The 13,824-nt window shown below is 51.0% G+C and carries 11 protein-coding genes; all 11 read right to left on the reverse strand.

Features of this window, described 5'->3' with window-relative positions; genetic code table 11:
* Window positions 1-16: 16 nt before the first annotated feature.
* On the reverse strand, window positions 17-283 hold the full coding sequence (locus tag FXY30_RS05525) for an IreB family regulatory phosphoprotein (RefSeq protein WP_071705679.1): 267 nt from the start codon (window positions 281-283) through the stop codon (window positions 17-19).
* Between the two features lie 50 nt (window positions 284-333).
* Complete coding sequence (gene alaS, locus FXY30_RS05530) at window positions 334-2,958, reverse strand: alanine--tRNA ligase (RefSeq protein ID WP_071706125.1); 2,625 nt, start codon at window positions 2,956-2,958, stop codon at window positions 334-336.
* 81 nt (window positions 2,959-3,039) lie between these two features.
* Window positions 3,040-3,456 (reverse strand): RrF2 family transcriptional regulator, encoded by a 417-nt coding sequence (locus FXY30_RS05535; RefSeq protein WP_071705680.1) that lies wholly within the window; start codon window positions 3,454-3,456, stop codon window positions 3,040-3,042.
* A 34-nt stretch (window positions 3,457-3,490) separates the two neighbouring features.
* On the reverse strand, window positions 3,491-5,923 hold the full coding sequence (leuS, locus tag FXY30_RS05540) for a leucine--tRNA ligase (protein WP_083428235.1): 2,433 nt from the start codon (window positions 5,921-5,923) through the stop codon (window positions 3,491-3,493).
* An 87-nt stretch (window positions 5,924-6,010) separates the two neighbouring features.
* Complete coding sequence (gene asnS / locus FXY30_RS05545) at window positions 6,011-7,390, reverse strand: asparagine--tRNA ligase (protein WP_071705681.1); 1,380 nt, start codon at window positions 7,388-7,390, stop codon at window positions 6,011-6,013.
* A 9-nt stretch (window positions 7,391-7,399) separates the two neighbouring features.
* Window positions 7,400-8,746, reverse strand: coding sequence for a replication-associated recombination protein A (locus tag FXY30_RS05550; RefSeq protein WP_071705682.1), 1,347 nt, complete (start codon window positions 8,744-8,746; stop codon window positions 7,400-7,402).
* Between the two features lie 50 nt (window positions 8,747-8,796).
* Window positions 8,797-9,273 carry a transcriptional regulator NrdR gene (nrdR, locus tag FXY30_RS05555; RefSeq protein WP_071705683.1) on the reverse strand — a complete coding sequence of 159 codons (477 nt, stop codon included), beginning with the start codon at window positions 9,271-9,273 and terminating at the stop codon, window positions 8,797-8,799.
* 1 nt (window position 9,274) lies between these two features.
* Window positions 9,275-10,360 (reverse strand): cell division protein FtsZ, encoded by a 1,086-nt coding sequence (gene ftsZ, locus FXY30_RS05560; protein WP_071705684.1) that lies wholly within the window; start codon window positions 10,358-10,360, stop codon window positions 9,275-9,277.
* Between the two features lie 9 nt (window positions 10,361-10,369).
* Window positions 10,370-11,302, reverse strand: coding sequence for a cell division protein FtsQ/DivIB (locus FXY30_RS05565; protein ID WP_071705685.1), 933 nt, complete (start codon window positions 11,300-11,302; stop codon window positions 10,370-10,372).
* 9 nt (window positions 11,303-11,311) lie between these two features.
* The gene (ftsW, locus tag FXY30_RS05570; RefSeq protein ID WP_083428236.1) at window positions 11,312-12,439 is read right to left on the reverse strand and encodes a putative lipid II flippase FtsW; all 1,128 of its coding nucleotides are present in this window, start codon (window positions 12,437-12,439) and stop codon (window positions 11,312-11,314) included.
* A gap of 25 nt (window positions 12,440-12,464) precedes the next feature.
* On the reverse strand, window positions 12,465-13,805 hold the full coding sequence (gene murD, locus FXY30_RS05575; protein ID WP_071705686.1) for a UDP-N-acetylmuramoyl-L-alanine--D-glutamate ligase: 1,341 nt from the start codon (window positions 13,803-13,805) through the stop codon (window positions 12,465-12,467).
* Between the last annotated feature and the right edge of the window lie 19 nt (window positions 13,806-13,824).

Below are 13,824 nucleotides of genomic sequence, written 5' to 3' on the forward strand. Positions count from 1 at the left end.
CAAGCCACCTCTCTTCTTATGATGGTATATTGTGCCCTTCCAGATAGTATGACAGCAGCGTCGAGAGCAGCTCATCGCGATCAATCTGTCGGATTAGCTTGCGCGCGTCATTATAGCTCGTAATGTACGTGGGATCGCCGGAAAGAATATAACCGATAATCTGATTCTCCGGTGCATATCCCTTTTCTTCAAGAGAAACATACACGCTGGAAAGGATCTCTTCCATATTGTGCCGTTCTTCAATCGGCGTAAAAAGCATCGTTTCGCTGAAATCTTTCGACATCTTCGCCTCCTAACTGTGTTATACATAACACATCGTGTTCTGCAGCAAGGCTACGCTCGTTTTTCTTCCACCCAGGCGCCCACGCTTTTCAATGCCTCATCAATTTTGGTGGCATCTTTACCGCCTGCCGTCGCAAACTGCGGACGGCCTCCCCCGTTTCCGCCGGTTTTTTGCGCAAGGGCTTTGACCAAATCGCCTGCCTTGATACCTTCTTTTACCCATTTGTCGGCAACCGATACGACCCAATAGACTTTTTTATCGGTAGCCGCTGCCAGAGCGATGACCATGTCCTCGTGATTCGTCTTGAGCGCATCGGCAAGATCCTTTAGTTCTTCCATCGTCTTGCCGTCGACGCGCGATGCCAAGACCGGAACACCGGCCACCGTTATTACGGAAGAATCCAATTGGCGGGAAAGTTCCCCGGCCATCTTTGCTTCATAAGACTCCAGCTCCCGCTTTATATTTCGGTTCTCTTCCAACAAAGCCTCACTTCGCGGAAGAACATGCTCCGGCGTCGTTTTCAGCAGTTCTGCCAAGGCAAGTACCGTCTGCTCTTTTTCTTTCATGCGTTGCAACGCGGCACGTCCGGTTAACGCTTCAATGCGTCGCACACCGGAGGAAACGCCCTGTTCACTGAGCAGTATAAAAGCTTGCAGCTGCGAGGTGTTCTGTACATGCGTTCCGCCGCAAAGCTCTTTGGAAAAGTCCCCCATGGAGACAACCCGCACGGTGTCATGATACTTATCTTCAAACAGGCCCATGGCTCCTTCCGCCATGGCTTCCTGCAAAGGTAAGACCCTGGTTTGGACGGCATAGGAATCGAAAATCGCACGATTGACGATATCTTCCACTTTCTGTTTTTCCTCGTCGGTCATGGCCTGATAGTGCGTAAAATCAAAGCGCAAACGATCCGGTTCCACCAAAGAACCGGCTTGCTGTACATGATCGCCAAGCACCATGCGCAAGGCGCGATGCAACAGATGCGTTGCGGAATGATTGCGACGAATATCCTCGCGGCGATCCTTCGCCACGCAGGCGGTTAGCGTATCCTTCTCGTGCAAGGTACCTTTTTCCACCGTTACCGTATGCAGGAAAATTTCATTTTTATCCTTTTTTACCTTCTGTACACTGGCCAGAAGCGTGCCGGACGTAAAGGCTCCTTCATCGCTCACCTGACCGCCGCTTTCCGCATAGAATGGGGTGCGATCCAGAATCACAATTCCTTGTTTTCCGGTTTCCAGCGTTGGAACACGTTCGCCGTCCTCATAAAGCGCCAATACGGTGGCCTCTCCCTCCAAGGTATCGTAGCCAATAAATTCCGTCTGTGCTACGCCCTCAACGGAAATCGCCGCCTCGGTATCCCAGCCGCTGGTTTCCTTTCGACGAGCACGTGATTGACGACGCTGGGCTTCCATACGTTCCTGAAAGTCTGCTTCATCCACTTGAAGGCCCTGTTCCGCAGCAATTTCGCGCGTTAAATCAATAGGAAAGCCGAATGTATCATAAAGGCGAAACACACGGGCACCGTCAAGGGTGCTCGTTTTCTTTGCTTTTGCTTCCTCCATAAGATCTTCGAGAAGCGCCAGCCCCTGGTCGATGGTCTGCTGGAAATTTTCTTCTTCCCGCTCCACCACAGTAAAAATGCGATCTTTTCCTTGCAGGATCTCTGGATATTCTTCGCCATAGACCTTCATGATTTCCGTAATGGTCTTGGCCAAGAATTTGCCTTTGATTCCCAAGAGCTTTCCATATCGGGCCGCACGGCGCAAAAGGCGTCGTAATACATAACCGCGGCCCTCGTTGGAAGGCACTACGCCGTCCGAAACCAAAAAGGTGATCGCCTTCGAATGATCGATGATCACGCGGAACGATTCATCCGCTTTCGGGTCCGTTCCATATTCTTTTCCCGAGAGCGCTTTAATGGTCTCACGTAGAGGTGCAAACTCATCGAGTTCAAAGATGTTGTCCTTGTTTTCGCAAACCAAAGCGAGTCGTTCGAGACCCATGCCGGTATCAATGTTCGGATGCGCCAATGGAACGTAGCTTCCGTCTTTTTGGCGATCGAATTGGGTAAAAACGAGGTTCCAAATTTCCATAAACCGATCGGAATTGTCTAATGGGCTGTTGCCTTCTCCATATTCCGGGCCACGATCATAATGAATTTCCGAGCACGGCCCGCACGGTCCCTGCTCCAGTTCCCAGAAGTTATCTTCTTTTCCCAGACGTAACACATGATCCGGTGCGACACCAATGACTTTCGTCCAAAGGTCGTAGGCCTGGTCATCGTCTTCGTAAACGGTGATCCAGAGTCGATTCGGATCCATGTCGATCTCCTGCGTGAGGAAGGTCCATGCCCAGCGAATGGCTTCCGGCTTAAAATAATTTCCGAAGGAAAAATTGCCAAGCATTTCAAAAAACGTCGCATGGCGTGCCGTTTTGCCGACATTGTCGATATCAGCGGTGCGCACACAGCGTTGCGAGCTCGTTGCTCGATTATGGGGCATCTTCTTCTCACCCATGAAATACGGCTTTAACGGAGCCATACCCGCGTTGATAAGCAAAAGGCTGTCATCATCCTCGGGAACCAGCGAAAAGCTGATCAGGCGTGTATGATTTTGTGCTTCAAAAAAATCGAGATATTTCGATCGACATTCGTTCATTCCAAGATATTGCATGTTCATCCTCTTTTTTTCTTCCTTACGACTCCATCGTGGTCTACTGCTCCTCGAAGACCGAAACGTCTTCTATAGACCACATCATACCGCCCGGGAAAGCTCCACCATATCCGCTAACGTAAGATGTTCAATAGACTGATAGATGGCATTGTTCATACGGGTAATCAGAATGCGGGTAGGACAATTGGTAAAGCCGCCGGGACAATCGCCCGCAATCGCACAATCCGAGAGCCAAAATTCGCCTTCCAAGACATTCAGCATTTCCAATACTGTGATGTCTTTGGGATCGCGTGCCGGCACATAACCGCCTTTAACACCGCGCACCGTATTGACCAACGGTACTTTCTTGAGCAAGCGCAGCAACTGTTCCAGATACGCTTCGCTGAGAAGCAATGCCTCCGCAATCTCGGAAAGCGGAACCGGTTGTCCCTCCTCTGCATGCGCGGCGATATACGTCATGGCACGCAAGCCGTATCGGCTTCTGGTAGTCAGTTTCATAGACCTGTCCTTACTGTTTGCCCTAGATAGGGGCTCAACGAATCACCAAGTTCAAGATTTTCCCGGGAACAAAAACGACCTTCACGACCGTTTTACCTTCCAAATAGCGCGCAACAGCAGAATCCTTCTTGGCCACCTCCAGCGCTTCGTCTTTCGTCGCCTCCGGAGCAAGCAATACCTTGCCACGCACCTTGCCGTTAATTTGAATCGGCATTTCCAGATAGGCTTCTGTCAACTTATCCTCAGCGTATACCGGCCATTGCCCATCCGTTGCGATATGGCCATCAAATCCCGCTCTCTCCCACAATTCCTCGGTGAGATGCGGCGCAACCGGATTGAGCAGAAGCAGATAGATCTTCCATTCGCCGCGCGTAATATGTTCTTTTGCGCGCAGCGCATTGGAAAGGGTCATCAGTTGTGCGATTGCCGTATTGAATTTCAGCGTTTCAAAATCTTCGCTGACCTTCTTAATGGATTGGTGTAACAGCACTTCGGTTTCGGCATCCACGTTCTCGTCGTCGTTGAGAAGTTCCGCCATCTTCCAAACGCGTTCCAGAAATTTGCGACAACCTTGCACGCCACTTTCCGTCCAGTTGGCACTCTTTTCAAAATCGCCGATAAACATTTCATAGGTGCGCAGCGTGTCGGCGCCGTACTCGGCTACAATTTCATCGGGATTGACAACATTCCCGCGAGACTTGCTCATCTTTTCCCCGTTGTCGCCCATGATCATGCCATGCGAAGTGCGCTTGGTGTAGGGTTCTTTCGTGGACACCACACCGATGTCGTAGAGGAACTTATGCCAGAAACGCGAGTAGAGAAGATGCAGCGTCGTATGCTCCATGCCTCCATTATACCAGTCCACCGGCCCAAAATACGACTCGGCTTCCTGTGAAACAGGAGCCTGCGCATTATGCGGATCCATATAGCGTAAATAGTACCAGGAGGAACCCGCCCACTGCGGCATGGTGTCCGTTTCGCGCCGCGCAGGCTTGCCACAGATCGGGCATGTCGTCTCCACAAAGTCCTGCATTTCGGAAAGCGGTGATTCACCGGTAGCCGTCGGCTGATAGTTTGGCACATCCGGCAAAAGCAGCGGCAGCTCTTCTTCCGGCAGTGGAACCCAACCATGTTCTTCGCAATAGACCATGGGAATGGGTTCTCCCCAGTAGCGCTGACGGCTGAATACCCAGTCGCGCAATTTATAATTCGTTTTGGCCTTGCCCAGCTCATGCTTCTCGAGGTATTCGATCATCGCCTTGATGGCCTCTTGAACCGGTTTTCCGTTCAGGAATCCGGAATTGACCATCGTGCCTTCGGATACATCCGTAAAAGGCTCTTCGTTTACGGATTTCGATGCACCGGAAACGACCTCCACAATGGGAAGGTCAAATTTCTTGGCGAACGCCCAGTCGCGGTCATCGTGTGCCGGCACGGCCATAATGGCGCCGGTGCCATAGCTCATCAGAACATAGTCGGAAACCCAGATAGGAATGGCCTTGCCCGTTGCGGGATTCTTGGCGCAAACGCCTTTCAGGGCTACGCCCGTTTTCTCTTTGGCCAACTCTCCGCGTTCAAAATCCGATTTGAGAAGTGCCTGTTGCTGATACGCTTTCACTTCCTCGTCGTTTTCGATAGAAGCCGCATACTTTGTCAGAAGCGGATGTTCCGGAGCCACAACCATATACGTCGCGCCGAACATGGTATCCGGACGCGTCGTATATACGGTTAAGACATCGTCCGTCTCTTTCCCGTCAACAAGCACCGCAAAGTCGGCTTCCGCACCGTGAGAACGGCCAATCCAGTTGATCTGCTGCTGCTTGATGCGCGGTGAATAATCCACTTCTTCCAAATCGTCAATCAAACGATCCGCGTATTCCGTGATCTTGAGCATCCACTGATTCTTTACGCGATGTTCCACCGGGGTTCCGCAGCGCTCACATTTTCCGTCCACCACTTCCTCGTTGGAAAGCCCCACGAGGTCATGCGGACACCAATTGATGGGCACTTCTTTCTTATACGCCAGACCATGCTTATAAAGCTGAATAAAGATCCATTGTGTCCAGCGATAATATTCCGGATCTGTCGTGTTCACCACGCGATCCCAATCGAAGGAGAAGCCGATCGCATCCAACTGATCCTTAAAATGTTGAATGTTTTTTCGCGTGACTTCCGCCGGATGAATTTTATGTTGAATGGCATAATTCTCTGTCGGCAGCCCGAACGCATCAAAGCCCATCGGATAGAGGACGTTATAGCCCTGCAAACGGCGTTTGCGCGCAACGATATCCAATGCGGTGTAGGGACGCGGATGGCCAACATGAAGCCCCTGTCCGGACGGATAGGGAAATTCAACCAGCGCATAATATTTCTTTTTCGTGGGATCCAACGTGGCATGAAAAACATCGTTCTTCTGCCAGAAGGCTTGCCACTTTTTTTCCAGGACGGCGGGATTATAGGTTTCCATGTACACCCTTCTTCTCTTCTTCACGTATTTCTCGTTCGTTTGGTCAATCGTCTGCTCTGTCACAACCCTTAGAGTCTTTCGGCATCCTTACCGTAATGTGTTGACGGTACGCGGATACGGCAGTACGTCGCGGATATTGGCCATGCCGGTCATGTACATCACGCAGCGTTCAAAGCCAAGACCGTAGCCGCTGTGTACGCATCCGCCAAAACGACGAAGATCCGTATACCACTGATAGTCTTCTTCTTTAATGCCTTTCTCCCTCATTTGCGCAAGAAGCACCTCTTCGCGTTCTTCACGCTGAGAGCCGCCGATGAGCTCGCCGATGCCCGGAACCAACATGTCCGCACAGGCGACGGTCTTGCCGTCATCATTTAATCGCATATAGAAAGACTTGATCTCCTTCGGATAATCCGTCACAAAAAGCGGCCCCTTAACCACTTCTTCTGTCAGGAAACGCTCGTGCTCCGACTGTAGATCACTTCCCCAATGCACAGGGAAGGTAAAGCGCGCGTTTTCTTTTTCTAAAAGCGCAACCGCCTCGGTATAAGTCATGCGGGCAAAATCTGCCTTACGCACCAGATTCAGGCGTTCCAGTAAACCCTTGTCAATCCACCGATTAAAGAAATCCATCTCTTCGGGAAGACGCTCGATCACGCGATTGAGGATATGCTTCATCATCGCTTCGGCTAAGTCCATCATGTCGGTCAGATCACCGAACGCAATCTCCGGCTCGATCATCCAAAATTCCGCCGCATGACGCGTGGTGTTGGAATGCTCTGCGCGGAAGGTCGGCCCGAATGTATAGACATTTCGGTGACTCATGGCAAAAGCTTCCAATTCCAACTGGCCCGAAACAGTAAGATGCGCCGGAACACCGAAGAAATCCTCACGGTAATCCACTTTTCCCTCTTCCGTTTTCGGCACATTGTTCAGATCCAGCGTCGTCACCTGGAACATTTCGCCCGCACCTTCTGCATCCGAAGCGGTAATTAACGGCGTGTGCACATACGTGAAGCCGCGTTCGTGAAAGAATTCATGAATGGCGAAAGCAATCTCGCTGCGCGTGCGAAATACGGCATTAAACGTATTCGTACGCGAACGAAGATAGGGATATTGGCGGAGAAATTCCATGCTCTGACGTTTATTTTGGATGGGATAATCCTCCGCATTAGCACCAAGCAAGGTGACGGTTCTCGCTTCCAACTCAATCGGCTGTGGTGAATCCGGCGTGATCTTGAGTATCCCTTCCACCGCAATGGCGCTTCCCACAGCAAAGTGCGATACATTGCTGTAGTTTTCTAAATCGGGCGTAATCACAACTTGGAGAGGACGGAAAAATGTGCCGTCATTCACCATAAAAAAGCCGACATTTTTGGAAATGCGCGACTGCCGAATCCATCCCTGAATCGTAATCTTTTCGTTTGCGTGCTTTTCCGCATCGCGATAACATACTTTAATTTCCATGTTTTCTCCTTACTGACGGTCCTCCTCAGCGGCAGGTCTTTCTTGTTTGGGCAGGCTCTCAAGGTACTGTTTAAGTCGTGCTTCGCCGCCGCGATCGACCGGATGATAAAAGGTCTTTCCCATTATTTCATCCGGCAGATAATTCTGCAAGACATAGCCGGAAGGATCATTATGTGGATACCGATATGTCAATCCCCTTCCCAATGCTTTGGCACCACTGTAGTGGGCATCTTTCAAATACGGCGGAATATCTGCCGGAGGATTCTCTCGAACCGTGCGCAAGGCTTCGTCAATAGCCAAATAGGAAGCATTGCTTTTCGGCGACGAAGCTAAAAAGGTCGTCGTTTGCGCCAATAAAATGCGCGCCTCGGGCATGCCAATCTGTGAAACACCCTGATAGCAGCTTACCGCCTGCACCAAGCCCAGCGGCTGCGCATTTCCGATATCCTCGCTGGCCAGGATTACCAGACGCCGAGCAATAAAGAGCGGATCTTCTCCCCCTGCCAGCATGCGTGCAAGATAATAGATGGCCGCATCGGGATCGGAACCGCGCACCGATTTGATGAAAGCTGAAATCGTGTTGTAATGCTCTTCCTCGCCTTTATCGTATTGAATGCGTTTCTTTTGCATGCTTTCGGCCATGTCCTCTTTCGTCAACCGGATACGACCGTTGACGGGCGGCGTCGACAGTACTGCGATTTCCAAAGAATTCAGCAACACGCGCGCATCCCCTCCGGAAGAGGCAAGAAGCAAGGCTCGGGCATCCGCATCCAATGTGACCGCATACATGCCGAGCCCCCTCTCCGTATCCGAAAGAGCACGATCAAGTACTTTTTCCAATGCTTCCGTGGAAAGCCACGTCAGCTCCACCACCTGACAACGGGAAAGCAACGCTTTATTTACTTCAAAAAACGGATTTTCCGTCGTTGCCCCGATGAGCGTAAGCGTGCCGTCTTCTACGTGCGGAAGCAGGGCATCCTGCTGACTCTTGTTAAAGCGATGAATCTCGTCAATAAAGAGAATGGTGCGCACCTGGTCATAAAGCAGAGCCTGTTTCGCTTCCTCTACAACCTCCCGCAATTCTTTAACGCCGCTGGTCACGGCGGATAATTTGCGAAAGGCGCGGTTCGTATGTTCGGCAATCACATGCGCAATCGTAGTTTTTCCGGTTCCCGGCGGGCCAAAAAGTATCAGTGATGGCACACGATCCGCTTCGATCAGGCGGCGAAGAGGTTTGCCGGGCGCAAGGACCGCATCCTGCCCCACCACGTCCTCTAAGGATTTAGGGCGCAGACGATCCGCAAGAGGTGCATGTTTTTGTTGTTGTTTTTGCTGCTGTCTCTGCAATAAATCCATGTTTCCTCCGCCGCGAAAAAAAGCAGGCGATCCTATGGATCGCCTTTGCCTTATTCTTCTGTTCTGTCTTCTTCCTGCTCGTCGGTCAGGTTGTTCAATTCCTTGTAAAAACTGTCCACATCCTGAAATTCACGATAAACCGACGCAAAGCGCACATAGGCAACTTTATCGATGGCTTTGAGCTGGTCCATAACCAGTTCTCCGATATAGGCGGTAGTCACCTCGCGCTGGTTAAGATGGTTAAGCTGGGTTTCGATGGCGTCCGCTGCCTTTTCTAAGCGCTCCACCGTCACCGGCCGTTTTTCCGCGGAACGGATCATGCCGTTAAGAATCTTGGAACGAATGAACGGCTCGCGTGTCTCGTCTTTTTTAATCACCACAATCGCCTGATCCTCGTAGCGCTCGTACGTGGTAAAGCGTTTCTTGCATTTCAGACAGGCGCGGCGGCGGCGAACCGCCTCATTGTCTTCGGTTGGACGAGAGTCGATGACCTTCGTATCGGGAAACCCGCAATACGGACATTTCATATTAACGGTACTTTCTGAGGAATTCCGGAATGTCCATATTATCCGCATCCGAAGACGAGGAGGCCGAAGAGGAATCTTCATTCATACGAGCCTCGCGACGATCCAGTCCGTCCTCGTTGGCGGAAACCTTGCGGTTGTCAAAACCGGTGGCAATCACCGTAATCTTAATGTCGTCGCCAAGAGACTCATCCACACCCGCGCCGAAGATGATATTGGCATCCGGATCAACCGCCTCGCGGATCATTTCAATCGCTTCATTGGCTTCGAAAATGCCAAGGTCGGCAGCCGTCACGTTGACCAATACCGCTTTGGCTCCATCAACACTGGTTTCCAGAAGCGGGCTCTTGACCGCCGCCTTCGCCGCGTTGACGGCACGGTTCTCGCCATTGGCAATGCCGATGCCCATGTGCGCAATGCCCTGATCCTTCATGATGGATTCGACATCCGCAAAGTCTAAATTGATGATGTTCGGTACCGCAATCAGATCCGAAATACCCTGAATACCATTCATCAGCACTTGATCGGCCATGCCGAAAGCTTCCACCATGGAGGTGCGACGTTCTGCGACCTGTAACAGGCGATCGTTCGGAATGACAATGAGGGTATCCACTTTATCTTTTAATTTATTGATGCCGCTTTCGGCTTGGCTCTGGCGTTTGCGTCCTTCAAAGCCAAACGGCTTTGTGACTACGCCAACCGTCAGGATGCCCATGGAACGCGCCGCTTCTGCAACAACAGGAGCCGCACCGGTACCCGTTCCACCGCCCATACCGGCGGTAATAAAGACCATGTCGGTGTTTGCAAGCAATTCGGTGATATCGCTTTTGGATTCTTCCGCCGCTTTCTCACCCACATCCGGATTTCCGCCGGACCCGAGACCGCGCGTCAGCTTGACGCCAATTTGCAGCTTTTTGTCGGAATCCACAACCTCAAGAATCTGACGATCGGTATTGACGGCGATAAACTCTACGCCTGCTAAACCGTGTTGTTTCATGCGGTTCAACGCGTTGTTTCCGCCTCCGCCGACGCCAAGTACCTTGATTTTTGCCAGACCGTCGTTGTTTACTTCCATGTCGAATGTGTTCATGACTCCCCCTCAGTTTCCTTCTGTTCCTTTTTTCGGTTCCGTCGCACCGGGCGTCGTTTGTCGCCCGTTACCGGTAACCACGATCGGATTCTGTCCTTCGTTCAAAATGATCTCTTGCGCTTTTACGCCTTTGTTCTCGATTTCGCGGAGCACAGCCGCTAAGTCGGTAAGCTTATGAATGATGTCATTCGGTTCCCCGAAACGTATGACGATATCATTATACATTATAACAATGCCTTGTGACTTTTCAAAACGAACTTTCGTCACGCCTTCCACCAGTTGTGTGCTTTGCAAAGTGGATAAAAAAGCAAGCTGGCGGGCATCCGAAAAATAGTTTTCCCCGATGCCGATTTTTTCCACTTCTTTTTCCAAAGCAATCGGCTTAATTCGGTTCTTTTCCGGTACAAAACGGTCGGTGATTTTTCCTTGCTCGTCCACATAATAAGGGCGGCCGGCCGATTCAAAAACGCCCAGGACGAAGTTTTCTTTAATCCGAACCACTAAGCGATTGGGCAATTCACGAGAGAATTCCACTTCTTCAATTCCTTCCAGTGAATGCAGGCGTTCCTCCCAGCGCTTCGTCGGAAAGGTAAAGATGTTGCTGTCTACATCGCCAAGGGCATTCATCACCTCTCGATCCGTCAGAACCGTATTGCCTTCGACGCGTACCGACTGAATGCGGAAAAAAGGAGCGTGCGTCAGGAACAGAGCAACCAATATTGACAGGATCAGCAAACCGAAAAGAAAAGGTAGCCATTTTTTTCGTCGTTGCAGACGCACGCGGCGTTGCCGACGTTCCACCTGTTTTAGGCTGCTTTGCGGTGAAAGGGCCTTGGTACGGGCGGCAGAATGCCGTTCCTCCCGTTTTTTCGGCTTGGAAGTGCGTAATGCATTCGGCTGCAAAGGGCGTTCGTTTCTTTTTTCATGCTCGTCGCGCTGCATACCCCCTCCTTACTCGTCTCGAGAGATGTTCAGCAGAATACCGATCATCATGCTCATGACCAAGAGTGAGCTTCCGCCATAGCTGATAAACGGTAACGTAATGCCTGTCGTCGGGACAAGACCGATGGATACGCCGATATTCACCATGGCCTGAAAGCAGATTAAAAAGGTGAGGCCAAGCGCCAGCACCTGGCCGAATCGCGTCTTTGCATTGCGAGCAATGCGTATTCCGCGAACGGCCAAAAAGCAAAAGCCCGCAATGACGAGTAATGCCCCGATAAAGCCCAGCTCTTCGGAAATGACTGCAAAGATGAAATCGTTGTGCGGTTCATCCGCAAGATAATCAAATTTCTGAACACTTTTCCCGAAGCCGACGCCAAAAAAGCCTCCGGATGCTACCGCATAAAGGGACTGCAATAGTTGCCATCCGCTTCCGGACGGATCCCGCATCGGATCAAAAACCGTTAAAAGACGTTCCAATCGATAATTGCCCGGTTTCGGCCAAAACGCATAGGCGAGGCCGACAAGGGCAATGCCCGTCATCGGCAAAAAATGCCATAAATTCATACCGTATATGAAATAGACAAAGAGCAGCACAGCGGAAATCACGATAACGGCCGAAAAATTCGGTTGCACATAGATGGGCAAAATGGTGAAGCCGATGAACAGCATGATTGCAAGAAAGGTTGCCGGTGTTCCCCGCTTTTCCGGCGGCTTTCGTGTCAGAAGAGCGCTTAAAAGAAGAAGCGATGCCACTTTTAAGCCATCGGAAGGCATGTATGTCAGGGGGCCCAAATGAATCCAGCGATGGGCGCGATTCACAGGATAGGCAATGCCCGGTACCCAAACCAGGAGGCAGGAAAGGATCGCGAGGATGTAGATTAGCGGAGCAAAGCGACGGTAAATACGGTAGTCTATGTGCGAAACCGCCCACATAATCCCCACTCCCAGAATGGTAAATATGAAATCTCGTTGGAAATAATATTTTGCATCGCCAAATTGCTTCAGCGCATAAGGAGCACTGGCACTGAAAACCATCAATACGCCGAAAAAAGACAACACGAGTACAAGGAGAAACAGAACACGATCCATCGTGCCCTGCCTTCTTCTTGTATCCCGTTTTATGTCCTTTCGCATATCGCCCGTATCTCCTCCGTCTGCTTTATTCGTTCTTTTCTTTCCAAGCCTTCACCAAAGCGCGAAATTCTTCTCCTCGCTCTTCAAAATGTTCGTATTGTCCCCAGCTCGCGCTTGCGGGCGAAAGCAAAACCAAGTCTCCTTTTTCCGCCAGGGATGTCGCAAGCTCCATCGCTTTTTTCAAGGTTTCAGCGATGATCACACGATCTCCGAGCCCCTTTTCCTGGGCTTCCTTCGCAAGCTTTTCTGCAGTTTGGCCGATCAGCAGCAGCTTTTTTCCTTGCGGGCGAAAAGCTTCAAAGAAAGCATCAAAGCAGACATGCTTGTCATAGCCCCCCGCAATTAGCAAAATGGGTTGATGAATGCCGGAAAGTGCCTTGACTGTGGCATCGACATTAGTTCCCTTTGAGTCATTAATATACCGCACGCCCCGCACCGTGCCGACATCTTCCATGCGGTGTTCAATGGGGCGAAAGGAAGAAAGCGCTTGTTTTATCACCTCTTCTGCAACGCCCAAATCTTTGGCTATTTCGACGGCAACAGCCGCGTTTTGTACATTGTGCTCACCCACTAAGTGCCAGCCAATTCCTTGGCGAAGCTCTTCCATCAAAGGAGTGTGAAGGTCTACCAGATGAATAGTAGCATGGGTGCCCACCTGATCGATTGCATCCCGAGCGACCGTATCGCCCGGCAACAGCCACAGGCTGTCCCGTGCGCTCTGGGCATGGGCAATGGCTGCTTTCGCCTTGGCATAGGCTTCAAAGGATCCGTGCCATTCCAGATGATCTTCCGTGATATTCAAAATCGCGGCGCGGTGCGGTGCGAATTGCTCCACCGCTTCCAACTGAAAGCTGGAGCATTCCGTGACAAAAAGCGTACCTTCTTCCGCTTCGAACATCGTTGAGAGAATCGGAAGACCGATATTGCCGCAGGCAATGGCCTTTTTCCCCGCATGGTTCAAAATCCATTCGATAAGCGACGTTGTAGTTGTCTTTCCATTCGAGCCGGTGATGGCGATGAGGTTCTCACCGCCGAAAAGACGATAGGCGATCTCCAAATCGGTATATACCGGTTTCCCCTCACGATGAGCTCGCTCCACCAAAGGTGTCGCGAAGGAGATGCCGGAGCTGCGCAGAACAAAGGCAAAGGGCTCCAAGGGCAAGTTCTCTGCATCCTCGATAATAGTGATGTCCTTCGAGTGGGGCAACGCGGCAATAAAAGCCTTATCCTCATCGCTCAAACCACCGTCCACATAAAGCGAGAGACGACAGCCTGCGGCGGGAAGTGTACGCAGCACCGAGCGTCCCGTGACACCCATGCCATAAACAAGAACGTTTTTTCCATTAAAAGTAGTTTTAAAATTCATTGTTAATCCTTTCCGGCAA

It is taken from the genome of Murdochiella vaginalis, from assembly GCF_902381775.1.
Lineage (GTDB): Bacteria > Bacillota > Clostridia > Tissierellales > Peptoniphilaceae > Murdochiella > Murdochiella vaginalis.